Origin of the sequence: Paraburkholderia sp. DD10 (assembly GCF_049177125.1) — a bacterium.
In the GTDB taxonomy this organism is placed as follows: Bacteria; Pseudomonadota; Gammaproteobacteria; order Burkholderiales; family Burkholderiaceae; genus Paraburkholderia; species Paraburkholderia terricola.
The window spans coordinates 3,107,548-3,131,504 of record NZ_CP185393.1; the positions used below are offsets into that span (position 1 = coordinate 3,107,548).

Sequence of the window (23,957 nt, forward strand, 5' to 3'; positions counted from 1 at the left end):
ACGCGGCAAGAGCCATGCAAGGAATCAGGAGATCAGCATGAACAAGGAATGGCCGATTTGGGAAGTCTTCGTGCGCAGCAAGCAGGGACTCGACCATAAACACTGCGGCAGTCTGCACGCCGCCGACGCCCCAATGGCGCTGCGCATGGCGCGCGACGTCTACACGCGCCGCCAGGAAGGCGTGAGCATCTGGGTGGTGCCGTCATCGGCGATCACGGCCTCCGCGCCGCAAGACAAGACGGAACTGTTCGAACCGGCTGGCGACAAGATTTACCGCCATCCGACGTTCTACACGCTCCCCGACGAAGTCAATCACATGTAAGCGCGGCCATGCACACTACGCCTGAACATCTGCAATACGTGCTGCGCCTCGCGGATACCGCGCTGATCCTCGGTCAGCGCAATACCGAATGGTGCGGCCACGGCCCGGTCCTCGAAGAGGACATCGCGCTCTCGAACATGAGCCTCGATCTGATCGGCCAGGCGCGGCTGCTGTATACGCATGCCGCCTCGCTCGAACAGCAGCTCACCGGCAAAACCCGCACCGAAGACGACTACGCCTACTTCCGCGCCGAACGCGAGTTCGCCAATTACACGCTGGCCGAGTTGCCGCACTACGGCCCCCTGACCGGCACCGCGCAAACCGACAAGGACTACGCGGTCACGATCGTGCGCAATTTCCTCTACTCCGCGCTAATGGCGCACTTGTGGACGGCGCTCACCCGCTCCGCCGACGCGCAACTGGCTGCGATCGCGTCGAAGTCGATCAAGGAAACCAGCTATCACCTGCATCATGCAAGCGAATGGCTGATCCGTTTCGGCGACGGCACCGACGAATCGCACCGCCGCGCGCAAGCGGCGCTCGACTACCTGCTGCCGTACACGCGCGAGTTTTTCAGCACGGACGCCGTGGAAGAGACGATCGCCACCGCCGGCATCGGGCCGCTGACTTCTGACCTCGAACCTGCGTGGCTCGAGGACGTCCGCGCCACGCTCGACGAAGCCACGCTGAAACTGCCCGAAGCGGTCAAGCACATCACGACCGGCAAGCACGGCGAGCATTCGGAGCACATGGGTTTCGTGCTGGCCGAAATGCAGAGCCTCGCACGCCAGCATCCCGGCGCCACCTGGTAATCCGACGATGACGACCTCGACTGCCACACACGCGCCCGATGCCGCGCTCGCACGCGCGTGGGACGTGCTCGAAACGGTGCCCGATCCGGAGATTCCGGTCGTGTCGATCCGCGAACTCGGCATTCTGCGCGATGTGCGCCGCGCCGCCGACGGCGCGCTCGAAGTCGTGATCACGCCAACCTATTCCGGCTGCCCGGCCATGTCGCAGATCGCGGAGGACGTCGCCCATGCGCTTGACGTGGCGAACCTCAAGCCGTACCGGATCGCCACCGTGCTCGCGCCCGCCTGGACCACCGACTGGATGACCGCCGACGCGCGCGAAAAATTCCGCGCTTACGGCATCGCGCCGCCCACGGGCAATTGCGGTTCGGCCGCGCCGCCGCGGGAAAACGTGCTGCGCTTCGTGCCGCGAGCGCTGCCCGCGCCGCCGTGCCCACGTTGCGGCTCATCTCACACCGAGCGTCTCGCGCAATTCGGCTCGACGGCCTGCAAGGCCTTGTATCGCTGCCTCGACTGCCGCGAACCATTCGACTACTTCAAACCGTACTGATATGGCCACCCCGCAATTTCATCCGCTGCGTATCCGCGAAGTGCGGCCCGAAACCGCCGACGCGGTCTCCGTCGCCTTCGAAGTCCCCGCCGAACTGCGCGATCAGTACCGCTTCACGCAAGGCCAGTTCGTCACGTTGAAGACGCACATCGACGGTGAGGAAACGCGCCGCTCGTATTCGATCTGCGTCGGCGTGACGGACTACGATCGCGACGGCGAACTGCGCATCGGCATCAAGCGCGTGCGCGGCGGGCGCTTCTCGAACTTCGCCTTCGATACGCTGCAGCCCGGTCACACGATCGACGTGATGACGCCCGACGGCCGCTTCTTCACCCATCTGAACGCCGACCAGGGTCAGCAGTACATCGCCTTTTCAGGCGGCTCGGGCATCACACCCGTGCTCGCGATCATCAAGACCACGCTCGAAGTGGAACCGCGCAGCACCTTCACGCTGGTGTACGGCAACCGCAGCGTCGACCAGATCATGTTCGCGGAAGAACTGGAGGATCTGAAGAACCGCTTCATGAACCGCTTCGTGCTCTACCACGTGCTGTCCGACGACTTGCAGGACGTCGAACTCTTCAACGGCGTGCTCGATCAACAAAAGTGCGCGGCCTTCATCGAGAACCTGCTACCCGCCGATGCCATCGACGAAGCGTTCATTTGCGGCCCCGCCCCGATGATGGATGCCGCCGAGGCCGCCTTGAAAGCCGCGGGCGTGCCGCCGGAAAAGGTGCATGTGGAGCGCTTCGGTTCGCCGCTGCCGCAAGCGGGCGTGCCGCCGGTCGACATCACCGAGGACATGCCGGCCGCCGACCTCGAAATCGTCCTCGACGGAAAAAGGCGCAAGCTGCGCCTGCCGTACGAGGGCGTGAGCGTGCTCGACGTCGGCCTGCGAGCCGGCCTTGCGCTGCCGTATGCGTGCAAAGGCGGCGTCTGCTGCACCTGTCGCGCGAAGGTGCTGGAAGGCGAAGTGAAGATGGAAAAGAACTACACGCTGGAGGAGCATGAAATCCGCGACGGTTTCGTGCTGACGTGCCAATGCCATCCGGTCAGCGATCGGGTCGTGGTGAGCTACGACGAACGTTGAACCGCGCGCCGCGGCCGGTCCGTGCGACGTCCGCAGCGCTTTCAGCAGGTCCGCGATCCGCTTACACTAGGGGCCGCTCGCGATCGGACGTCCGTTCCGTTCGGCGAGCGGCCCCTTTTTGTTATCCCCGAGCGAAGCCACTGCCGATGAGCACGATCCATCTCACCAACGGCGATGTTGCCGCGGAATCACTGCGCGCCGCGCTTAAGGAGGCGGGCCGCGACGATCGCGTGCAAGCGCTGCGCGATGACCTGGCAGTCGGCCCCTTGCGCGGCATCGACGAGGCGCCCGAGGTGCGAGCCAGCTTCTGGGATCGGGTCAGCGCCGATACGAAGCGGGATTTCCTGCGCGAGTTCCGCGAGCAGGCGGCGACACTGGAAAAGATCGCTAGCGGCGATACAAATCTGGTGGCCTGGCATGGTGAAAGCGCATCGGATCAATTGGTGCTCCGCCGGGTCTGCTATCACCTGCGCAACAGCCCGCAGCGCCTGAACGAAGTGCGTCTGTCGATTCGCGACCTTACCGACCCCGGCGCCTGGGCGCACAGTCGCAAAGACCGCGCGACCTCCGTCGGCATGTTCGCGCCGACCGTGCTGCAAGCGCACCTGTCCGACGCCGCGCCGATTTCGGTGCTGCGTATCAGCCGGCTCGCGCTCGAATGGCAGGAAGTCAAACACGCGAACGGCGAGACGCGGCGCTGGCGCGACAACTCATTTACAAGCGGCAACTTCGCCGACCTGGACGCGCGAATCCTCGACCACGTCACCGAGGACTGGCAACCCGCCGCGCGCGTTGCCGCTGAGTTGATGACCGCCGACCTCGGCTTGCTGGTCAGCGACAGCATCGCGCTATGGCGCTTGCACGAACTGGCCGCGACCCGGCGCATCAAGCTGCGCGGCGACGCGCGCGCGTGGCGCACGCTGGAGTTGTGCGCAGCGCTCTCCCACTGTCCACACTAATAGAAGAACAGACGACCATGGCCCGCACCCGAGCCCCCGACCACGAAACCCAGCGCGAGCAAATTCTCGAGTTAGCCGCGGCGAAATTCGCCCAGACCAGCTATCCGAGCACCTCGATGGCCGATCTCGCCGCCGCCAGCGGCACCTCGAAAGCGCGCCTGTACCACTACTACGCGAGCAAGGAAGCCATCCTGTTCGACCTGCTGGACCGTTACACCAAGCGGCTGATGCTGATCATCGCCGAGGTGGAGGGCGCAAGCCAACGCCGCGGACTCACGGAGCGGGAAACCTTCGCCGAGCTGATTCGCGCATTTCTATCCGAGTACGAGACGTCGCACAGTCGGCACGTCGCATTGCTGAACGACGTGAAGTATCTGGAGGATACGCAGCGCGAGATCATCCTGAACCGCCAGCGTGACGTGGTCGCGGCCTTTTCGCGGCAACTGGCGCGCGCTTATCCGGAGCGCGCCAGGCGCGAAAATCAAACCGCCCTCACGATGATGGTGTTCGGCATGATCAACTGGACGTTCACCTGGCTGAAGCCGGATGGCCGCATGGGCTATCGGGAGTTCGCCGAGCAGGTGGTCGGCATGGTCGATCATGGGCTGGGCTCAGCGCCGGATTGATTGCGCAGAGCAACAATAGTCAGGAGATACACGCCGACCTTCAGTTGCCTTGCCGCGACACCGAGGCACGAACGCCCGTTCAGTTTATTTATTGTTTAAAATCAATAGATTAATAGATCGGCGCGACGTTTTTAGGTGCTTTACTCGGAATTGGATACGGGTTTTCCCTAGTATGCGGTTAGCATTTCCGCTAAAATCGTTTTTGCGGCGCACCACGCCGCTCGATTAAAAGGAGAACCCGACCATGAATCCGATTACACCCCGCGCAGCCGAGCCGATCATCGCGCACGATCGGCTGTCGCAGCCAGCCGGTCGTGCACCCGCTCTGGTCCGTGAACTCACCGCTGCCGACCGCGAACGGCTGCTTACCCACTTCCTCGCGCTCGACGAAGATGACCGCCTGCTGCGCTTCGGCCAGATCGTGCCGGACCATGTCATCGAAAATTACGTTCGCGCCATCGATTTCAAGCGCGACACGGTTTTCGGCGTATTCAACAGTCAGTTGCAACTGACCGGCGTCGGTCACCTGGCTTATCTGCCGGTGGAAGGCGACAAACGCACCGCCGAATTCGGCGTATCAGTGCTGGAAAGCGCTCGTGGGCAGGGCATCGGCTCCAAGCTTTTCGAGCGCGCCGCCATTCGCAGCCGCAATACGCACGTCAGCATGCTCTACATGCATTGCCTGTCGCGCAATTCGACCATGATGCACATCGCGAAGAAAGCCGGCATGAAGATCGAGTACGCATACGGCGAAGCCGACGCCTATCTCACGCTGCCGCCGGCCGACCAATCCAGCATCATCGCCGAGATGTTGCAGGAGCAAGCTGCGGTGTTCGACTACGCGCTCAAACGCCAGGCACGTCGCACGACGCAGTTGTTCGAATCGTTTTTGCCGACGGCAGAGGCGGCCTGACAGCCACGCGCTTCGGTGACGCAAGAAAAGGGCGGCCTCCAGGCTGCCCTTTTTTGTTTCACCGCTGACAGTCGCCTCGCGCGGCACGGCTTACACAATCGGCAACGCCGTCGTTTCCTTGAACGTTTCGAGCGAGAAACTCGTCTTGACGTCGATCACCGACGGATGGTGCAGGAGCTGCTCCTGCACGAAACGCGAAAAGTGCGCCATATCCGCTACCTGGACGCGAAGCAGATAGTCCATATCCCCGGTCATCGCGTAACACGCGACCACCTCCGGCCAGGTCTGAACCGCCGCGCGAAACAAATCCGCGTGCGTTACGTCACCGCCTCGGGGACTGAGCGCCGGCCCACTGCGCTTTTCCAGCCGCACGTTCACGTAAGCGAGCAAATCGAGACCTAATAGCCGAGGGTCGAGCAGCGCCACGTAGCCGCGAATCACGCCGCTCTCTTCCAGTCGACGGATACGCCGCAGGCACGGGCTCGGCGAAAGATTGACGCGCTCCGCGATCTCCTGATTCGACAGCCGGCCATTCTCCTGAAGGATGGCGAGAATGCGCCGGTCGATCGCGTCCATCTCTATTTTGGTCATTTTCTGCCCTCAAAAAGCGAAGCTGCGCAAGAAGATAGCGCAAGCTTATTCACGCGCGATTAAGTTCGCAAGTTTTCGTTGCGACCGGACCTTTACACTTGGCTCACTCGGTCGCGCTCAATCGCACACCCCGCACCGGCGCAAATCAGGAGACAGACAATGCAAGTTTCAACTTGGGACAACCCGCTCGGCACCGACGGTTTCGAATTCATCGAATACACCGCGCCGGATCCGAAAGCGCTCGGCAAGCTGTTCGAACAAATGGGCTTCACCGCGGTAGCGCGACATCGTCATAAAGACGTCACCCTGTATCGTCAGGGCGGAATCAACTTCATCGTCAACGGCGAGCCGGATTCGTTCGCGCAGCGGTTCGCACGCCTGCATGGCCCGTCGATCTGCGCGATCGCCTTCCGCGTGCAAGATGCGGCGAAGGCCTACAAACAGGCGTTGGATAAAGGCGCCTGGGGCTTCGACAACAAGACCGGCCCGATGGAACTGAACATCCCGGCGATCAAGGGCATCGGCGACTCGCTGATCTATTTCGTCGACCGTTGGCGCGGCAAGAACGACGCCGAGCCGAACAGCATCGGCAACATCGATATTTACGACGTCGACTTCGAGCCGATTCCCGGTGCGAATCCCAATCCCGCCGGGCACGGCCTGACCTATATCGACCACCTGACGCACAACGTGCATCGCGGCCGCATGCAGGAGTGGGCGGAGTTCTACGAGCGTCTGTTCAACTTCCGCGAAGTGCGTTACTTCGACATCGAAGGCAAGGTGACGGGCGTGAAATCGAAAGCGATGACTTCGCCCTGCGGCAAGATCCGGATTCCGATCAATGAAGAAGGCTCGGAGACGGCCGGCCAGATTCAGGAATATCTCGACGCGTATCACGGCGAAGGCATCCAGCATATCGCGCTCGGCAGCAACGATATCTACCGCACGGTGGACGGTTTGCGCGCGGCGAACATCTCGCTGCTCGATACCATCGACACCTACTACGAACTGGTCGATCGGCGCGTGCCGAATCATGGCGAGCCGCTTGACGAACTGCGCAAGCGCAAGATTCTGATCGACGGCGCGCCGGACGATCTGCTGCTGCAGATCTTCACCGAAAACCAGATCGGGCCGATCTTCTTCGAGATCATTCAACGCAAGGGCAATCAGGGCTTCGGCGAGGGCAATTTCAAGGCGCTGTTCGAATCGATCGAACTCGACCAGATCCGTCGTGGGGTGGTGCAGGACAAAGCATGACCGCAAACGTCCCGCGCGGAATTTGAGGTTCGCGAGTCAATAAGAAAGGGCGAGGATCTTGCGATCCCCGCCCTTTGTCATGTGTGTCATTTGCGCCGTTGCCCGCACCGGTGCGGCGGCCGGTTTTCAATCGACACGCCGCATCGGCGGCGCATCACGAATTCTGTCCTACTCGCCGGCTTTGGCGGATCGCGTGACGCGGTCTACCGCAATGCGCGCGGGCGCGACTTGCGCCACACGAGCCACCGCGGCTGATAGCGTCCCTGCGCTGCCGGTATTCGAGCGCATCGGGGCGCTCATGGCGAAGAATGCGGCCGAAACCATCAGGAATGTCTGGATGTTTCTAGTGTTCATGCGTACTCCTTGTCTGACTGCCCTGTTGTCGTGAACCTCCACCGAATGCGGAGCGTTTCGCCGACATTGCTCACAGGTGCGGGATTAGACAGGGATTTCATCGTCGGTTCCGAGAATTTGTCGCATTTACAGCTTGTTACAGCACCGGCGCCGAGGCCCCGCAACAGCGTCAGCCAGGCTGCCATCGATCGTTATCGACCCCGCTGCATCCGCGATTGCCGACATGCTGCGGCGGGTTTTCACCAGTGCTACCATCACTTAAAACACGTCAATATGGCGACCCCGGCCCCAAGCATTCACAAGATGCCGCGGCCCAAAAAGTTTTGGCGATCCCAAACTGGGTGGAGGAGTACACATAATGAATGCCCCGCTAGACGCAGGTCAGCGAGCCTCGCTAGAAGCTGCGCTCTCGTCCGTCACGCTCGACGACAAATACACCCTCGAACGCGGCCGCGCGTACATGAGCGGCATCCAGGCGCTGGTGCGTCTGCCCATGCTGCAACAGGAACGCGACCGGACCGCCGGACTCAATACCGCCGGCTTCATTTCCGGTTACCGTGGATCGCCGCTCGGCGCCCTCGACCTGTCTCTGTGGAAGGCGAAACAGCATCTCGCCGCGCATCAGGTCGTGTTCCAGCCCGGCGTCAACGAAGACCTCGCGGCCACCGCCGTGTGGGGTTCGCAACAGGTCAATCTGTACCCGAGCGCCAAATACGATGGCGTGTTCTCGATGTGGTACGGCAAGGGTCCGGGCGTTGACCGTTCCGGCGACGTCTTCAAGCACGGCAATTCGGCGGGCTCCTCGCGGCATGGCGGCGTTCTGGTGCTCGCCGGCGACGATCACGCGGCCAAATCCTCCACGCTCGCGCACCAGTCCGAACATATCTTCAAGGCGTGCGGCCTGCCGGTGCTGTTCCCCTCGAACGTGCAGGAATATCTCGACTTCGGCCTGCACGGCTGGGCAATGAGCCGCTATTCGGGCCTGTGGGTCGCGATGAAGTGCGTGACCGACGTCGTGGAATCGTCGGCTTCGGTCGATATCGATCCGCACCGCACGAAGATCATCCTGCCGGACGACTTCGCGATGCCTGAAGGCGGCTTGAACATCCGTTGGCCGGATCCGCCGCTCGTGCAGGAAGCGCGTCTGCTCGACTACAAGTGGTACGCGGCGCTCGCCTACGTGCGCGCGAACAAACTGGATCGCGTCGAAATCGATTCGCCCGATGCGCGCTTCGGCATCATGACCGGCGGCAAGGCTTATCTCGACGTGCGTCAGGCGCTGACCGACCTCGGTCTCGACGACGATACCTGTTCGCGCATCGGCATTCGCTTGTACAAGGTGGGTTGCGTCTGGCCGCTCGAGGCACAAGGCGCGCAAGCCTTCGCACGCGGCCTCCATGAAATCCTGGTGGTCGAGGAAAAGCGCCAGATTCTCGAATACGCGATCAAGGAAGAACTGTACAACTGGCCGGACGCGCAGCGTCCGCGCGTGTTCGGCAAGTTCGACGAGAAAGACGGCGCGGGCGGCGAATGGTCGGTGCCGATGGGCAACTGGCTGCTGCCGGCGCATTACGAGCTCTCGCCGGCGATCATCGCCAAGGCGATCGCCACGCGGCTCGACAAATTCGATCTGCCGTCCGACGTACGCGCTCGCATCGCCGCGCGCATCGCGGTCATCGAGGCGAAGGAAAAGGCGCTCGCGCGGCCGCGCGTGGAAGCCGAACGCAAGCCGTGGTTCTGCTCCGGCTGCCCGCACAACACGTCGACCAATGTCCCGGAAGGCTCGCGTGCGATGGCCGGCATCGGCTGCCACTACATGACTGTGTGGATGGACCGCAGCACCAGCACGTTCAGCCAGATGGGCGGCGAAGGCGTCGCGTGGATCGGCCAGGCGCCGTTCACCCACGACAAGCATGTGTTCGCCAATCTGGGCGACGGCACTTACTTCCACTCGGGCCTGCTCGCGATTCGCGCGGCGATCGCGTCGAAGGCGAACATCACCTACAAGATTCTCTATAACGACGCGGTCGCGATGACGGGCGGCCAGCCGGTCGACGGCGTGTTGACCGTGCCGCAGATCACGCATCAACTCGCCGCCGAAGGCGCGACGAAGATCGTCATCGTCACCGACGAGCCGGAGAAGTACCACACGAATGTGGGCCTCGCGCCGGGTATCGACATCCACCATCGCGACAAGCTCGACGAAGTGCAGCGCCAGCTACGCGAGGTTCCCGGCACCACGATCCTGATCTACGACCAGACCTGCGCGACCGAGAAGCGCCGCCGCCGCAAACGCGGCACGTATCCGGATCCGGCACGCCGCGTCGTGATCAACGAGGCCGTGTGCGAAGGCTGCGGAGATTGCTCGGTGAAGTCGAATTGCCTGTCGGTCGAACCGGTCGATACCGAATACGGCACCAAACGTCAGATCAACCAGTCGACGTGCAACAAGGACTTTTCGTGCGTGAACGGATTCTGTCCGAGTTTCGTGTCGATCGAAGGTGGGCAGTTGCGTAAGCCGAAAGCCGCGTCGGGCATCGTCGCCGATGCCATGCCGCCGGTGCCGGAACCCGCATTGCCGTCGATCGGCCGCCCTTACGGCGTGCTGGTGACGGGCGTCGGCGGCACGGGCGTCGTCACGATCGGCGCGTTGCTCGGCATGGCCGCGCATCTGGAGAACAAGGGCGTCACCGTGCTCGACGTCACCGGCCTCGCCCAGAAGGGCGGCGCCGTGATGAGCCACGTACAGATCGCGCAGAAACCGGACGATATCCACGCAACGCGCATTGCAATGGGCGAGGCGAGTCTCGTGATCGGCTGCGACGCGATCGTCACGGCAAGCGACGAATGCGTCTCGCGGATGCAGGCAGGCCATACGCGCGTTGTGCTGAACAGCGCGCACACGCCGACAGCGGAACTGATCAAGAACCCGAACTGGCGCTTTCCCGGCAGCAGCACCGAAGCCGACGTGCGCGCCGAAGCGGGCGACGAGTGCGTCGATACGGTCGATGCGAACCACTTCGCCGTCGCGCTGCTCGGCGACGCGATCTATACGAATCCGTTCGTGCTCGGCTACGCATGGCAGCGCGGCTGGGTGCCGCTCACGTATCAGTCGCTGATGCGCGCGATCGAGTTGAACGACGTCCAGGTCGAAAAGAACCGGGCCGCCTTCGAGTGGGGCCGTCGTGCAGCGCACGATCTGGCCGCGGTGCGCAAGCTCGCGCAGTCGCAAGGACGCGGCGCCGCTGCTGAAACGGCAAGCGGCAAGATCATCTCGCTACACACGCCGAAGGCGCTCGACAGGCTGATCGACAAGCGCGCCGACTATCTTGCCGCGTGGCAGAACGCGGCGTACGCCGAGCGTTATCGCGCGTTGGTCGCTCAAGTGCGCGCAGCCGAGTCGGCACTCGATTCGGCCGACGATCAGTTGCCGTTGACCGAAGCCGTGGCGAAGAATCTGCACAAGCTGATGGCGTACAAAGATGAGTACGAGGTTGCGCGCCTCTACAGCGACCCCGCGTTCATCGACAAACTGAAGGCGAGTTTCGAAGGCGACTGGAAACTGCATATCCATCTCGCGCCGCCGGCGTTCTCGAAGAAAGACGCTCAAGGTCATCTGATCAAGAAGAAGTACGGACCGTGGGTGTTCAGCGCGATGCACGTGCTGGCCAAGCTCAAGTTCCTGCGCGGCACTGCGTTCGACCCGTTCGGCAAAACGGAAGAGCGCCGTACCGAACGTGCGCTGATCGGCGAATATGAAGCGCTCGTGCGTGAACTGATTGGCGGCCTGACCGCGCAGAAACGTGAGCTGGCCATGGAACTCGCGAATCTGCCGGACGGCATTCGCGGCTACGGTCACGTGAAGGAAAACAACCTGAAGGGCGTGCGCGTCAAGTGGAACGAATTGCTGACGCGCTGGCGCTCCATCGAGACCGGAAAGACGCAACACGCGGCGTAATCCGGCTGGCCGCGTCGGCCCACATCATGGGCCCCGGAAACGGAAAAGGCGGCTGTCCTCTCGGACAGCCGCCTTTTTTTTGCTTGTTTCGACACATGATGCGTGTGTACGAGAACAAGCGGTACTGCCTCTTGCAACAACACAACAACACAACAACCAATCAAAAACAAACAACAGGAACTGCTAACTTCTACTGCAACTACGAACTTCTACTGCAACATCATCAAATACAACTACCAACTACCAACTACCAACTACCAACTACCAACTACCAACCAACTACCAAGACGAAGCGCCGCGCCAGACGATCCACGGATTGAACTGCCGACTATTCCGTTGTCATCGCGGTGTGCTGCGCTTCGGGAACAACTTTACAAAAGTGTCACAGAAAATCGAATAAGAGCACTCTTAAAAGACGCTCATCGCATTGAGATGCATTAGGACGACAAGTCGCACAGACCGAACCTGCAAATAAAAAACGCCACGGAATCGACTCCCGCGGCGTTTTCGTCAGCTTGTCGCGAACGCCGCGATGCGGCGCCGCTTCACCATCAAACTACCTGCATTACTGCGCGTTGACCTTCTTGCGTGCGTTAGCCGAAGCCACCGCCGTCATGTTGATGATCCGGCGCACGGTCGCAGCCGGCGTGAGGATGTGCACCGGCTTTTCGGCGCCGAGCAGGAACGGTCCCACCGTCACGCCTTCGCCGCCGACCATCTTCAGCAGGTTGTACGTGATGTTCGCCGCTTCCACATTCGGCATGATCAGCAGATTCGCTTCGCCCGTCAGTGTCGTGCCGGGGAACGCGGCCTTGCGGACCGCCTCCGACAACGCCGCATCGCCGTGCATTTCACCGTCGATTTCAAGCGACGGCGCGCGCTCCGCAATCAGCTTGCGCGCCGCGGCCATACGCTGCGACGACGACGAAGGCGCGCTGCCGAAGTTCGAATTGGACAGCAACGCCACCTTCGGCGTGATACCGAACTTCTCGATTTCGCGCGAAGCCAGCATCGTCATGTCGGCGAGTTGTTCGGCGGTGGGCGTTTCGTTCACGTACGTATCGCAGATGAACAGATTGCGGCCCGGCAGCATCAGCAGATTCATGGCGGCGAAATTCTGCACGTTTTCGGCCTTGCCCAACACCTGCTCGATAAAGTTCAGATGCGTGTGGTACTGACCGATCATCCCGCAGATCATGCCGTCCGCTTCGCCGAGGCGCACGAGGATCGCGCCGATCAGCGTATTGAACTTGCGCATCGCGGCCTTGGCGACGTCCGGCGTGACGCCTTCGCGCGCGCCGAGTTCGTGGTACGCCTGCCAGCATTGCTGATAACGCGGATCGTCCTCGGGATCGACGACCTCGAAGTCTTCACCGCACTTGAGCTTCGAGCCCACCTTCTTCAGACGCATCTCGATTACCGACGGACGGCCGACCAGAATCGGCTTGGCGATCTTTTCCAGCAGCACGAATTGCGCGGCGCGCAGCACGCGCTCGTCCTCACCTTCGGCGAACACGATGCGCGCCGGCTCCGACTTCGCTGCGGCGAACACCGGGCGCATCACCATGCCGGTGCGATACACGGTCGTGCCGAGTTCTTCACGGTACGCGTCCATGTTCTTGATCGGACGGGTCGCGACGCCCGAATCCATCGCTGCTTGCGCGACGGCCGGCGCGATCTTGATGATGAGGCGCGGATCGAACGGCTTCGGAATCAGATATTCCGGGCCGAATTCGAGCGAGTGACCTTCGTAAGCCTTCGCGACTTCATCGCCCTGATCGGTTTCTTCCGCCAGTTCGGCGATGGCGCGCACGCACGCGAGCTTCATCTCTTCCGTGATCGTGGTCGCGCCGACATCCAGCGCGCCACGGAAGATGAACGGGAAGCACAGCACGTTGTTGACCTGGTTCGGATAGTCCGAACGGCCCGTCGCGATGATGCAGTCCGGGCGCACTTTCTTGGCTTCCTCGGGGCGGATTTCCGGCTCCGGGTTGGCGAGCGCGAGAATCAGCGGCTGCGTGCCCATTTCGGCGACCATTTCCGGCTTCAGCACGCCGGCGCTCGAACAGCCGAGGAACACGTCGGCGCCGCGGATCGCGTCAGCCAGCGTGCGCGCGTCGCTGTTCGCCGCGTAGCGCTCCTTCGACGGATCGAGATTGCCGCGGCCTTCGTAGATCACGCCCTTCGAGTCCGCGACCAGAATGTTCTGCTTCGACAAACCGAGATTCACCAGCAGGTCCAGGCACGCAATCGCCGCCGCGCCCGCGCCCGAACACACCAGCTTCACTTCGTCGAGTTTCTTGCCGACCACTTTGAGGCCGTTCAAGATCGCCGCTGAAGCGATGATCGCGGTGCCGTGCTGGTCGTCGTGGAAGACCGGAATCTTCATGCGCTCGCGCAGCTTCTTCTCGATATAGAAGCATTCCGGCGCCTTGATGTCCTCGAGGTTGATGCCGCCGAGGGTTGGCTCGAGCATCGCGATCGCTTCGACCAGTTTGTCCGGATCGGACTCGTTGAGCTCGATATCGAACACGTCGATGCCGGCGAACTTCTTGAACAGACAGCCCTTGCCCTCCATCACCGGCTTGGCGGCGAGCGGACCGATGTTGCCGAGACCGAGCACCGCCGTGCCGTTCGTGATCACGCCGACGAGGTTGCCACGCGAGGTGTACTTCTGCGCGTCGAGCGGTTCTTCGTAGATCGCCATGCAGGCCGCGGCGACGCCCGGCGAGTACGCAAGCGACAGGTCGAGCTGGTTCGACAGCGGCTTGGTGGGCGTGACCGAAATCTTGCCGGGTTTCGGGTTCTGGTGATAGGCGAGAGCGCTTTGCTTCAGTTGTTCGTCCATTTTTTGGCCTGCGAGACGTAAGAAATTGGGCCCGGCACACCGCACCGTTGGCGTCGCTTGCATCTATCGAATGAATGATCGACTGAGGCGGTTTTCGCATGCGCCGGTTGGGCGCGGCGTCGAACCTCGGCGGAGGACAAGACGGTGCGGAAGTGCTGCGCGGGTCGGTTAGTGTACACCCCGGATGCGTCGATGCACTGGGTGGTTAACGCGGCGCGCCATTGGCGAAACAGCGGCGGACAATGCTGCAACGCCGCATCCAGCGGGCATTCGGCGCGTTGTCATGCATCGGCATTTGGGCGTCATTGGCGGTCGTCCAAACTTACTGAAGCTCGGCGCCGCGCCGTTCGGGAATCAGAAAAAGCGTCGCGAAGATGTCGAGCAAATAGATCGACGCGAGCACGGCGAGCGCGGCGCCGAACGAATAGCGCGCGGCCAGCGCATCCACCGCGACCGGCCCAAAACCGCCCATCGCCCGTCCAATGTTGAACAACACGTTCTGCGCGGTGGCGCGCGCCTCGGTCGGATAAAGCTCGGAGATCAACGCGCCATAACCGCCGATCATCCCATTGACGAACACGCCCATCGCCGCGCCACCGATCAGGAGCGTCATGGGCGTCGTCAGATGGGCGTAGACAAATACCATCACCACCGCGCCCGCCTGATAAAACAGAAAGGCCGGCTTGCGGCCGAAGCGGTCGGCGGCCATGCCGAACAGCCAGATGCCGCACGCCATGCCGAGCACCGTGACCGCGGTCCACACGCCGGATTTGGTCAGCGAGTAGCCGAAGGTTTTCGACAGATAACTCGGAAGCCAGATCACCAGCCCGTAATAGCCGAAGTTCTGCACCGAGCAGAGAATCGCGACGCCCATGCTCGCGCGCGCGGTCCTTCCATCGGCCACCAGCAATTTCAACGGCAGCCTGCGCATGCCGCGCGCCGCGCGCTCGGTAAACAGCGTCGGCTCCTCGACCCGCCGTCGTACAAAGAAAGACACCACGGCGGGCAGCAAGCCAAGCGCGAACATGCCGCGCCAGCCGATCACTGGCAACAGCACCGGCGTCAGCAAAGCGGCGCCGAGCACGCCGAACTGCCATCCGAGCCCGACATACGACGACACGCGCGCCCGCTGCGACGCCGGCCACGCTTCGGCCACCAAGGTCATCCCGATGCCGAACTCACCGCCTAACCCGATGCCGGCGATGGTCCGATAGGTCAATAGATCGGCGTAACCTTGCGCCAGCGCGCACAAACCCGTGAAGACGGCGAAGATCAGGATGGTCCACGTCAACATTCGCACGCGTCCGAAATAGTCGCTCAATACGCCGAAGATCAGACCGCCCGCCACCGCGCCGATCAGCGTCCACGTGACGAGCAAGCCGGCCTGCGCGGAACTCAGATGCAGGTCGGCGGCAATGGCCGGCAGCATGAAACCGAGGATCAGCAGATCGAAGCCGTCCATTGCATAGCCGAGCACCGAGGCGATCAACGCGCGGCCGGCGTAGCCATTCCTGATGGATGCACCGGCAGCGGCAGCGGGGGAAACGGCGGTCATTGAAGCTATTCCGTAGGTGGGACGGCCGGCAACGATAAACCGGCGCGCAGGAAATTCGCGTGAGTGTAAAGGCGCCCCAGCCTGCTCACAAGCTGACCAAAAAGCCTATGCGAAACCGCCGGACAGCCGCTCCCGCCACCGCCCCGGCGACCCGCCCGGCGCGCTCCCCACGACCGCCATTCGCCGCCGGCGCGCACCACCGCCTCCTCGAAAGTGCTCATTTCGAGTAAAATGTCGGCCTACGCGCGCAGCAAAAACCGGCCTGCACTCCACTGACCGGTTGCGTATCCGCCCATCAAGGCGTGCCTATCAAGGCGCCGCCCAGCATGGCGCGGCATACGTCGCTCGCTGCGCCACCGGGCCCCGCGTCCGCTTCTCCCCGCTCACACCCAAGGATTCGCCCATGACAGGCTTCGATCGCCAGACGATCTCCGACACCACCGCCAAGATGCTGCTGGAAGTCCAGGCAGTGCACTTCAACGCGGAGAAACCGTACATTTTCACGTCCGGCTGGGCGAGCCCGGTTTATATCGACTGCCGCAAGCTGATTTCGTATCCGCGCGTGCGCCGCGGCCTGATGGAAATGGCCGAAACCACCCTCCTGCGCGACGTCGGCTATGAGCAGATCGACGCCGTCGCCGGTGGCGAAACCGCCGGCATCCCGTTCGCCGCATGGCTTTCCGACCGCCTGATGGTGCCGATGCAATACGTGCGCAAGAAGCCGAAGGGTTTCGGCCGTAACGCGCAGATCGAGGGTCTGCTGACCGAAGGCCAACGCGTGCTGCTGGTCGAAGACCTGACCACGGACAGCCGCAGCAAGATCAACTTCATCAATGCGCTGCGCGGCGCGGGCGCCACGGTGAACCACTGCTTCGTGCTGTTCCACTACAACATCTTCAAGGAAAGCGTGTCCGTGCTGAAAGACATCGACGTCGATCTGCACGCGCTCGCCACGTGGTGGGACGTGTTGCGTGTCGCGAAGGAAAACAGGTACTTCGACACGAACACGCTCGACGAAGTGGAAAAATTCCTGCATGCGCCGGCCGAATGGTCGGCAGCCCACGGCGGCGCCACCTCGGCGCCGCAGTAAGCACCCCGGCAACGAACGCGGCCGCTTATGCGGCCTGAATGACAAGGCCGCCTGTCTCATCGACAGGCGGCCTTGTCTTTTTGCTCACGAAAAGCACGTGAAATTAATGCAGGTCGCCCTTGTCTTCCACGGAGTGAGACGAGAGATTCAGCAGGCCGTTGCTCTGCGCATACTGGAACAACTCGGAATCGCGATCGATGCCGAGCTTGCGCATCGCCGTATTTTTCTGCGTGCTGATGGTCTTGATGCTGCGATTGAGTTGCTCCGAGATTTCCTTGATCGTCATGCCCGACACGAACAGGCGCACGACTTCGAGTTCGCGCCTCGACAGCATCACCTCTTCGTTCTTGCCACCGGCGTTCATGCGCAGCGCATCAAGCGACGCCTTGACGGACGGACTCATGTATTCGAGGCGGCGGCTCACGTGCTGCACCGCGAGGCCGATATGACTCAGATCATCCGACTTGTTGACGACCGAGGTCACGCCAATTTCGCTCAACCGCTTGAGCAACGCGGCATTCTCCAACATCGTCAGCACGACAATTGGCAGATCGGGAAAATTGCGGCGCAGATAGCCGATCAGCGGCAGCCCATCGCCATACTGGCCGCCAGGCATGGCCAGATCAGTGACCAACACGTCGCAAGCAACTGTTTGCAGCACCTTGATCAGTTCCGTTGATTGTCGCGCCCGTGCGACGACCTGCAATCCGGGGAATTTGAGCAAGGCTTGCTCGGCGCCGAACAGAATTACCGGATGGTCGTCGGCGACCACGACCCTGACTGGATCTTGCATTGCGCTCCCCTCTACGAATAAACCACTCTCCAGAACATCTGACATGTCTTTTTTCTTCGTACTTAGACTGATCGCTTATACGGCCCCGCTCCACGCGGATAATCCTCGGACTATAGCTGATTTCGGGTGGGCAAAGGCGCCGAAGCACAACAATGATGCGCAGAGCTAATGTTAGACTTGATCCGACCCTGGGGCACGGAATAGGGACAATAACCATCGCGCGGCCACCGCCTCGCGCCCTGACAGGAGAACCGGCACATGCGCTCGCGTTGCCTGGTTGTTTCGCTCGCTTCGCCATTTCGCCGTATGCCGTCGTTCACTTGCGCGATGCTGGGTCTCGCGTTAGTGGCGGCGAACGGCCCTCATGCGCTCGCCGAGGGTGCATTCGCGCTGACCAGCGCCAGCTTTCGCTCCGGCGGTACCGTTGACGCCGCACAGGTTTTCAATCAGGACGACTGCAAGGGCGGCAATCGCTCGCCGCAGTTGACGTGGCGCGACGCGCCGCCCGGCACCCGCAGTTTCGCGGTCACCATGTTCGATCAGGATGCGCCGGGCCGCGGCTGGTGGCATTGGGCGGTGGCGGGCATTCCGGCCACCGTCGGGAGCTTGCCGGAGAACGCCAGTTCCTCCGGCTTCCTGAAGAAACTCGGCGCGGTGGAGGCCCGCAACGACTTCGACATCGACGGCTATGGCGGCCCTTGCCCGCCGCCCGGCAAACCGCATCGCTACGTCATCACCGTTTATGCGCTGAACACGGCCGACCTCCGCCTCGCGCAAGGCCGTCCCGCGCTGATGTTCGATCACGAGATCGGCACCGCGACGCTTGGCAGCGCGCGGATGGTCGTCAATTACGGGCGGTAGCTTCGGCTAGTGCGTCGTGCGTCGACCGGATGCGCCGCTGGGCGACCGCAGCGATGCCCGGCCGCCGGGAGGCACAGGGCGGGCCGAGGACGGGCAGACTGTTGCGATCAGATTGCCCCGCCGCGAACTTCCCGTCATCCGCGCGAGCTAATGTGTGCAGCCGGACTAGAAACGGCATGCTTCCAGATGTGCGGCGCCGCAGCATCCGCGTGCGGTCGCTGAATCCACGTCCTCTTTCACTTGCCGGAGATTGTCATGTCGAAGATCGTCATCGCGTATCACAGCGGCTACGGCCATACGAAGAAAGTAGCGGAAGCCGTACTAGCGGGCGCGCTCGAAGCCGGAGCGGACGCGAAACTCCTGCCGGTCGGCGAGCTCGACGACGCGTCGTGGGCCGAACTCGCCGCGGCCGACGCCATCATCTTCGGTGCGCCGACGTACATGGGCGGCCCGTCCGCCGACTTCAAGAAATTCGCCGACGCAAGTTCGAAGCCGTGGTTCGGCCAAACGTGGAAAGACAAGATCGCGGCCGGTTTCACCAATTCGGCGACCATGAACGGCGACAAGTTCTCGACGATCCAGTACTTCGTCACGCTGGCGATGCAGCACAGCATGATTTGGGCGGGCACCGGCATGATGCCGTCGAACACCAAGGCGGCGACCCGCAACGACCTGAACTATGTCGGCGGCTTCACTGGCCTGCTCGCGCAGTCCCCGGCGGACGCTTCGCCGGAAGAAGCGCCGCCCGCAGGCGATCTGGAGACGGCGCGCATGTTCGGCGCGCGCATTGCCGGCGTGACGGCGCGTTGGATCGGCGCGACACGCTAGGCAAGCACCCGGTTCGCCGCGAACCGGACGGCATCGGCCCGCATCTACCCGACAACAGGTCATGCCGACGTCATATTCGGCGCGCATCGTCGTTTTTTCACCCGTTCTGCACGCCTGCGGCCATGAAGTCTTAAAATAACGTTCCCGCGCGGCGTCGCGCCCCGTTTCCAGCAAGCCAGTGAGATCGAGATGAGCACGAAAGTTTTTGTCGACGGACAGGAAGGCACGACCGGCCTGAAGATTTTCGAATACCTGTCGCAACGCGCCGACGTGGAGATCCTGCGTATCGAGGAAGCGAAGCGCAAGGACATCGAGGAGCGTCGCCGTCTCATCAATGCTTCGGACGTCACGTTCCTGTGCCTGCCCGACGTCGCCTCGCGCGAATCGGCTTCACTGGTGGCAAACGAGCGCACGGTGCTGATCGATGCCAGCACCGCCTTTCGCACGGCCGCCGACTGGGCCTACGGCTTGCCGGAACTGGCGCGCTCGCAGCGCGAGCGTCTGCGCACCGCCAAACGCATCGCCGTGCCGGGCTGCCACGCGTCGGCCTTCGTGCTGGCCATGCGCCCGCTCGTCGAAGCAGGCGTGGTGGCGCCGGAGTTTGCCGCGCACGCTTACTCGATCACCGGCTACAGCGGCGGCGGCAAGAAAATGATTGCCGACTATGAAGCGGCCGGCAACCAGAAGCTCAAGAGTCCGCGCCCCTACGCACTCGGTCTCACGCACAAGCACCTGCCCGAAATGGCCGCGCATACCGGCCTGAAGGCGGCGCCCGTCTTCACGCCGATCGTCGGCGACTTCTACAAGGGTCTCGCGGTCACCACCTTCTTCTCGCCGAGCCAGTTCTCCAAGAAGACGACGCCGCAAGACGTGCAAGCGCTGCTCACCGAGTACTACTCGGGCGAGGCTTTCGTGCGCGTCGCGCCGTTCGATGCGGAAGCCAACCTGGACAGCGGCTTTTTCGACGTGCAGGCGAATAACGACACCAACCGTGTCGACCTGTTCGTGTTCGGCAATGAAGAGCGTTTCGTGACCGTCGCGCGCCTCGACAACCTGGGCAAGGGCGCGTCGGGCGCGGCGATTCAGTGTATGAATCTGGCGATCGGCGCCGACGAGGAAGCCGGTTTGAACCGCTAAACAAGTTTGCTTATACGCGCGACAATTCGCTGTCGATTCGTAAAGAAAGCCGGTCTCTAAAAGACCGGCTTTTTGTTTTAAAAACACCTCCTTTTAAATGACATTCCCCTGCAGTTAATCAGCAGCAATCCGATTTCTTTCAAAATGAAATAAATAGTCTGCCGATCAATGCGACGGTAATTGTTTCTGATTTCGACCCATGCAGCATAGTTTTCCGCGTAGGGAAACTCCGGATTTTTGGCCGAACGGTCGTTCGAAGATGATAGAGCCATTTTGCTCAAAGGCTTGCCTGCAAAGGACATGCGGGGAAGCAACGGTATCGCGCCCAACGCGAAATCTCCTTTTCTGTTTAAAAGGATGGCCATCGTCCGCACGGTGCGCGTCCGGCAAAAAACCGCGCTGTTTGAATCGGCCTTTTTAGACGGCTCATTCAATTGACAGGCATTAACCTCCCGGCGAAATTACTTCGCACAATTACACGAAGGGAGACAACAGCATGTCGCACGCCATTATTCGAGGCCTGGCGATGGCCATTGCCACGGCCCCAATCCTGATCGCTTGCGGCGGCGGCAAGGCCGACAATCCAGGCGCTATCGACACGCCCCAATGCTCGGGTTCGAGTTGCGGCGTGCAAGGCCCGCCCGCCTCGGGCGCTCAGGCTGCGGGCTTGTGTCCGGCCACCGCCGACATCGCAAAGAACACCTTCCTCGGCGGCGCCGGTAGCGGCGAAGTGGTCCAGTTGAACATCGACGCAACGGCGATGACGTACACGCTGAAGTGGCTCGAGTCACCGATTCCGCTGCGCACCGGCACCGTCACGCCGACGCGCGCCGGCACGCAGATCACCGGCGCGGTGATCCACCCGCCGACCGGCACGCTGCCCACCGCCGAACAGACGCGCTGCGCGTTCATACTCGGCGCGGGCACCGGCACCGCCGCAGGCGACGGCCAGCCTTATACGACGGCCGATTTCACCCACAACCCCAATCCGCCGATGATCCTCGTGGGACTCGGCGTGGCGGGCGGCGGCATTCCGGGAGCCACGGTGCAGTTCGACGGACTGGACATTCCGCTGGTCGGCTCGGGTATCGGCGCGGTGCCCAGCCGCCATTTCGACTTCTATCCGTTCCTCGGCTTCGCCAGCACCACCACCGACATCACGAAACTGCCCGGCTCGTATAACGGCCTGCTGTATCACCTCGCGCCGTCGGGCAGCTATGCGACGGTCGCGACCAACACGGTCGAAACGTTCGACGCCAGCGGCACCTGCACGAGCAGCAACACGACTAATCCGAACTACTCGCCGAATGCCGGCGGCTGCCTGAGCACCGGCAACCCGTGGACGCTGAACGGCAACGGCTATTTCGACAGCCAGCAAGCGCCGCAAATCGTGCCGCAGTTCAAGCTGCCGATCATCGGCGCGACCGGCAAGTCGGCGACGGCGCACATGATCCTCGGGCAGATCAACGGCGCGACGGTGCCGCTCGTCGTGCGCACGGGCTTTATCAACCTCGGCACCGCCCCATTCCATCTCGACGCGAAGGTCGACGACGAATCCGGCATCGCGATGCTCGCCGCGGCCACGCCGCTCGCATCGGGCGGCTTCGACGGCGGCTACGCCGGCGCGGATTCGAACTTCAAGTACACCGCGACGCTGATCCAGGGGAACGTCGGCACGTTCATCAACCCGAGCACGTCGGCGGCGGAAAGCGGTTTCGCTCTCGGCTATGGACTGCAGAGCCCGGGGCTCGTCGGCGTGCAGGACAGCAACGGCAAGACCGGCTTCGCGATTGCGTCCGGCGGCCTTTACGCCATCGAAATCCAGGGCGCGGAGAACGGCGGCATCGCGTCGACGTCGGCCAACGCCGATACGCCGAGCACGCCCTACTTCGGCATCGGAGCGCAAATCAGCAAGTAACCGGCGAAGGCTTGCCAGGGGCACTCAGAGACATCACTAAAGCAAAGGTGGCTGGACAGGGAGCCGGCCACACACAACGAGAAAATTCAGGAGGCGGCCTAATGATTTTGTCAAGCAACCGGCAGCGGTTTAGGGGCATAGGGTGTCCTGTTGTGGAGGATGGCCCACAGCACATTCACGCGTCGTCTGGCCAGAGCAATGATGATCTGATGATGTCGCTTGCCCTCTTTGCGTTTGCGTGCGTAGAACGCGGCGCTCTCGGGACAGCGCATCGATGCGAATGCGGACTGATAGAAGATCCGCTTGAGACGCTTGTCGCCCTTCTGAGGTCGTTTGAGCCAGCTGGATTTGCCCGATTGCTTCAGGACGGGAGCCAGGCCAGCGGCCGAAGCCAATGCATCAGGCGATCTGAAGCGGACCGTTGGGCCTGCCACGGCGATGAATTCTGCCGTCAACAGCGCCCCCATGCCGGGCAGGCTGCGAATGAGGGCGGCGTCAGGGTGTGTAGTCAGCCTTGCTTCAATGTCGCGGTCCAGTTCTGCTTCCCGCTGGCGATTGCGAAGCGCCTCATCAGCCAGTTCCCTGATGAGGCTCGCTGTCAATCGCTCGCCGGGCAATGCAATCGTCTGCTTACCGGCACAGGCTCGTACCTGTGTCATGAGCTTGCGTGCAAATGCCTGGACTTTTCCCGCTTTCAGCTCAGCAAAAATCTGGTCGTTGGAAACAGCACGAAACTCCTCCGGCGTGACCCAACAGCGCAGCAGGGAGAGATCCGTTTTTCTGCGCAAATCCAGACAATGCTCGAGCTCTGGAAAGATGCTTGCAAGCAGGTCATGCATGCGGGCCAACCTGCGAGTCTGTTCTTCCGTCAGGTCACGACGCCGGGAGACCAGCAACCGAAGCTCGATATCGATTTCGCTATCCGCCGTTACCTTGCGCAAATCCCGCCGGGTACGGATGAGATCGGCAATAACTCGCGCATCACGGGGATCGCTCTTGGCTTCGCCACCCGCAGTTCCTTCGCGGGCACGGTTCACGGCCACACCAGGAATGTGCAGCAACTCAAATCCGGCTTCCAGAATGACTGCCTGAATCAACGAGGCGATTCCGCCAAGGATGTCGATGCCGACGCGTACCGGCGCCGGCAGCCTTCGCAGTTCATCGACCAAAGCCTGCAGGTCAGCCGGGGTATTCAGGAGCTTGTGATTGAGCAACAGAACACCCTGCGTATCTACCGCGCAAACCCAATGCACCTCCTTGGCAACGTCAATACCAACGTTGGTCATGGTGGTTCTCCTTCTACGAATTACAGGCGACCCTTTTATGCCAACCCTGCCCTACATAGCGATGATCCGCAGCGCCTAATCAGTGGTCAAAAAGGGATGGCGAAGAGGGGGGATACGCCTCCGGAGCCATGGACGGCAGCTAGCATGAAAACCATCCCCTCCCGCCGCCTGACTCACATTCTTGCGCAACGGAATGCTTCTGTCAGGCA

Annotated in this window: 21 protein-coding genes; 15 read left to right on the forward strand and 6 right to left on the reverse strand. The window is 62.1% G+C overall.

The genetic code is table 11. The features are described from left to right. Nucleotides 1–37: 37 nt before the first annotated feature. The 7 genes from paaB (at nt 38) to ACOCG7_RS29480 (ending at nt 5,272) form a co-directional block, all read left to right on the forward strand. On the forward strand, nt 38–322 hold the full coding sequence (gene paaB, locus ACOCG7_RS29450; protein WP_114163234.1) for a 1,2-phenylacetyl-CoA epoxidase subunit PaaB: 285 nt from the start codon (nt 38–40) through the stop codon (nt 320–322). Nucleotides 323–330: 8 nt separating this feature from the next. Then, nucleotides 331–1,134, forward strand: coding sequence for a 1,2-phenylacetyl-CoA epoxidase subunit PaaC (gene paaC / locus ACOCG7_RS29455; RefSeq protein ID WP_114163235.1), 804 nt, complete (start codon nt 331–333; stop codon nt 1,132–1,134). 7 nt (nt 1,135–1,141) lie between these two features. After that, the gene (gene paaD, locus ACOCG7_RS29460) at nt 1,142–1,684 is read left to right on the forward strand and encodes a 1,2-phenylacetyl-CoA epoxidase subunit PaaD (RefSeq protein WP_114163236.1); all 543 of its coding nucleotides are present in this window, start codon (nt 1,142–1,144) and stop codon (nt 1,682–1,684) included. Between the two features lies 1 nt (nt 1,685). Beyond that, nucleotides 1,686–2,774, forward strand: coding sequence for a 1,2-phenylacetyl-CoA epoxidase subunit PaaE (paaE, locus tag ACOCG7_RS29465; RefSeq protein ID WP_073432197.1), 1,089 nt, complete (start codon nt 1,686–1,688; stop codon nt 2,772–2,774). Nucleotides 2,775–2,920: 146 nt separating this feature from the next. Further along, nucleotides 2,921–3,733, forward strand: a complete 813-nt coding sequence (locus tag ACOCG7_RS29470; protein ID WP_421378320.1) for a DUF1835 domain-containing protein — start codon at nt 2,921–2,923, stop codon at nt 3,731–3,733. A gap of 17 nt (nt 3,734–3,750) precedes the next feature. Then, nucleotides 3,751–4,359: a TetR/AcrR family transcriptional regulator gene (locus tag ACOCG7_RS29475; protein WP_114163238.1), complete on the forward strand. Its 609-nt coding sequence runs from the start codon at nt 3,751–3,753 to the stop codon at nt 4,357–4,359. Between the two features lie 244 nt (nt 4,360–4,603). After that, complete coding sequence (locus ACOCG7_RS29480; protein WP_073432194.1) at nt 4,604–5,272, forward strand: GNAT family N-acetyltransferase; 669 nt, start codon at nt 4,604–4,606, stop codon at nt 5,270–5,272. Nucleotides 5,273–5,362: 90 nt separating this feature from the next. Here ACOCG7_RS29480 and ACOCG7_RS29485 read toward each other — a convergent pair whose 3' ends face one another. Further along, entirely contained in the window at nt 5,363–5,863 is a 501-nt protein-coding gene (locus ACOCG7_RS29485; RefSeq protein ID WP_114163239.1) for an Lrp/AsnC family transcriptional regulator, read from the reverse strand. Between the two features lie 159 nt (nt 5,864–6,022). On the opposite strand from ACOCG7_RS29485, the gene hppD reads away from it, so the two are divergent. Continuing rightward, on the forward strand, nt 6,023–7,120 hold the full coding sequence (gene hppD / locus ACOCG7_RS29490; protein ID WP_114163240.1) for a 4-hydroxyphenylpyruvate dioxygenase: 1,098 nt from the start codon (nt 6,023–6,025) through the stop codon (nt 7,118–7,120). A gap of 168 nt (nt 7,121–7,288) precedes the next feature. On the opposite strand, the gene ACOCG7_RS29495 is transcribed toward hppD, so the two are convergent. Then, the gene (locus ACOCG7_RS29495) at nt 7,289–7,474 is read right to left on the reverse strand and encodes a hypothetical protein (protein WP_073432191.1); all 186 of its coding nucleotides are present in this window, start codon (nt 7,472–7,474) and stop codon (nt 7,289–7,291) included. A gap of 358 nt (nt 7,475–7,832) precedes the next feature. Here ACOCG7_RS29495 and ACOCG7_RS29500 point away from each other — a divergent pair, with 358 nt between their 5' ends. Next, complete coding sequence (locus tag ACOCG7_RS29500; protein ID WP_347143772.1) at nt 7,833–11,432, forward strand: indolepyruvate ferredoxin oxidoreductase family protein; 3,600 nt, start codon at nt 7,833–7,835, stop codon at nt 11,430–11,432. 565 nt (nt 11,433–11,997) lie between these two features. Here the strand turns inward: ACOCG7_RS29500 and ACOCG7_RS29505 are convergent. Continuing rightward, nucleotides 11,998–14,280, reverse strand: a complete 2,283-nt coding sequence (locus tag ACOCG7_RS29505; RefSeq protein WP_114163243.1) for an NADP-dependent malic enzyme — start codon at nt 14,278–14,280, stop codon at nt 11,998–12,000. A 322-nt stretch (nt 14,281–14,602) separates the two neighbouring features. Beyond that, nucleotides 14,603–15,835, reverse strand: a complete 1,233-nt coding sequence (locus ACOCG7_RS29510; protein WP_114163244.1) for an MFS transporter — start codon at nt 15,833–15,835, stop codon at nt 14,603–14,605. A gap of 403 nt (nt 15,836–16,238) precedes the next feature. On the opposite strand from ACOCG7_RS29510, the gene ACOCG7_RS29515 reads away from it, so the two are divergent. Further along, entirely contained in the window at nt 16,239–16,925 is a 687-nt protein-coding gene (locus ACOCG7_RS29515; RefSeq protein WP_073432187.1) for an orotate phosphoribosyltransferase, read from the forward strand. A 103-nt stretch (nt 16,926–17,028) separates the two neighbouring features. On the opposite strand, the gene ACOCG7_RS29520 is transcribed toward ACOCG7_RS29515, so the two are convergent. Continuing rightward, nucleotides 17,029–17,718 (reverse strand): response regulator, encoded by a 690-nt coding sequence (locus tag ACOCG7_RS29520; RefSeq protein ID WP_073432186.1) that lies wholly within the window; start codon nt 17,716–17,718, stop codon nt 17,029–17,031. 258 nt (nt 17,719–17,976) lie between these two features. On the opposite strand from ACOCG7_RS29520, the gene ACOCG7_RS29525 reads away from it, so the two are divergent. From ACOCG7_RS29525 to ACOCG7_RS29545, 5 genes are all read left to right on the forward strand, one after another. Further along, a complete protein-coding gene (locus ACOCG7_RS29525) occupies nt 17,977–18,579 on the forward strand; it encodes a YbhB/YbcL family Raf kinase inhibitor-like protein (protein ID WP_073432185.1) in 603 nt (200 codons plus the stop codon). A gap of 255 nt (nt 18,580–18,834) precedes the next feature. Beyond that, nucleotides 18,835–19,407 carry a flavodoxin family protein gene (locus tag ACOCG7_RS29530; protein WP_114163245.1) on the forward strand — a complete coding sequence of 191 codons (573 nt, stop codon included), beginning with the start codon at nt 18,835–18,837 and terminating at the stop codon, nt 19,405–19,407. A gap of 189 nt (nt 19,408–19,596) precedes the next feature. Next, a complete protein-coding gene (gene argC / locus ACOCG7_RS29535) occupies nt 19,597–20,544 on the forward strand; it encodes an N-acetyl-gamma-glutamyl-phosphate reductase (protein WP_114163246.1) in 948 nt (315 codons plus the stop codon). Between the two features lie 237 nt (nt 20,545–20,781). Further along, nucleotides 20,782–20,982, forward strand: a complete 201-nt coding sequence (locus tag ACOCG7_RS29540) for a hypothetical protein (protein ID WP_152035354.1) — start codon at nt 20,782–20,784, stop codon at nt 20,980–20,982. Between the two features lie 58 nt (nt 20,983–21,040). Then, nucleotides 21,041–22,462, forward strand: coding sequence for a DUF2957 domain-containing protein (locus ACOCG7_RS29545; RefSeq protein WP_114163247.1), 1,422 nt, complete (start codon nt 21,041–21,043; stop codon nt 22,460–22,462). A 110-nt stretch (nt 22,463–22,572) separates the two neighbouring features. On the opposite strand, the gene ACOCG7_RS29550 is transcribed toward ACOCG7_RS29545, so the two are convergent. Then, nucleotides 22,573–23,748: an IS110 family transposase gene (locus tag ACOCG7_RS29550; RefSeq protein ID WP_073432973.1), complete on the reverse strand. Its 1,176-nt coding sequence runs from the start codon at nt 23,746–23,748 to the stop codon at nt 22,573–22,575. Between the last annotated feature and the right edge of the window lie 209 nt (nt 23,749–23,957).

Coding starts and splice junctions, on each gene's coding strand:
- ACOCG7_RS29525 (WP_073432185.1), top strand. CDS start 17,977: ATGCGCTCGCGTTGCCTGGTTGTTTCGCTCGCTTCGCCATTTCGCCGT.
- paaB (WP_114163234.1), top strand. CDS start 38: ATGAACAAGGAATGGCCGATTTGGGAAGTCTTCGTGCGCAGCAAGCAG.
- ACOCG7_RS29530 (WP_114163245.1), top strand. CDS start 18,835: ATGTCGAAGATCGTCATCGCGTATCACAGCGGCTACGGCCATACGAAG.
- argC (WP_114163246.1), top strand. CDS start 19,597: ATGAGCACGAAAGTTTTTGTCGACGGACAGGAAGGCACGACCGGCCTG.
- ACOCG7_RS29495 (WP_073432191.1), bottom strand. CDS start 7,474: ATGAACACTAGAAACATCCAGACATTCCTGATGGTTTCGGCCGCATTC.
- hppD (WP_114163240.1), top strand. CDS start 6,023: ATGCAAGTTTCAACTTGGGACAACCCGCTCGGCACCGACGGTTTCGAA.
- ACOCG7_RS29480 (WP_073432194.1), top strand. CDS start 4,604: ATGAATCCGATTACACCCCGCGCAGCCGAGCCGATCATCGCGCACGAT.
- ACOCG7_RS29520 (WP_073432186.1), bottom strand. CDS start 17,718: ATGCAAGATCCAGTCAGGGTCGTGGTCGCCGACGACCATCCGGTAATT.
- ACOCG7_RS29500 (WP_347143772.1), top strand. CDS start 7,833: ATGAATGCCCCGCTAGACGCAGGTCAGCGAGCCTCGCTAGAAGCTGCG.
- ACOCG7_RS29475 (WP_114163238.1), top strand. CDS start 3,751: ATGGCCCGCACCCGAGCCCCCGACCACGAAACCCAGCGCGAGCAAATT.
- ACOCG7_RS29470 (WP_421378320.1), top strand. CDS start 2,921: ATGAGCACGATCCATCTCACCAACGGCGATGTTGCCGCGGAATCACTG.
- paaC (WP_114163235.1), top strand. CDS start 331: ATGCACACTACGCCTGAACATCTGCAATACGTGCTGCGCCTCGCGGAT.
- paaE (WP_073432197.1), top strand. CDS start 1,686: ATGGCCACCCCGCAATTTCATCCGCTGCGTATCCGCGAAGTGCGGCCC.
- ACOCG7_RS29550 (WP_073432973.1), bottom strand. CDS start 23,748: ATGACCAACGTTGGTATTGACGTTGCCAAGGAGGTGCATTGGGTTTGC.
- ACOCG7_RS29510 (WP_114163244.1), bottom strand. CDS start 15,835: ATGACCGCCGTTTCCCCCGCTGCCGCTGCCGGTGCATCCATCAGGAAT.
- ACOCG7_RS29505 (WP_114163243.1), bottom strand. CDS start 14,280: ATGGACGAACAACTGAAGCAAAGCGCTCTCGCCTATCACCAGAACCCG.
- ACOCG7_RS29515 (WP_073432187.1), top strand. CDS start 16,239: ATGACAGGCTTCGATCGCCAGACGATCTCCGACACCACCGCCAAGATG.
- paaD (WP_114163236.1), top strand. CDS start 1,142: ATGACGACCTCGACTGCCACACACGCGCCCGATGCCGCGCTCGCACGC.
- ACOCG7_RS29545 (WP_114163247.1), top strand. CDS start 21,041: ATGTCGCACGCCATTATTCGAGGCCTGGCGATGGCCATTGCCACGGCC.
- ACOCG7_RS29485 (WP_114163239.1), bottom strand. CDS start 5,863: ATGACCAAAATAGAGATGGACGCGATCGACCGGCGCATTCTCGCCATC.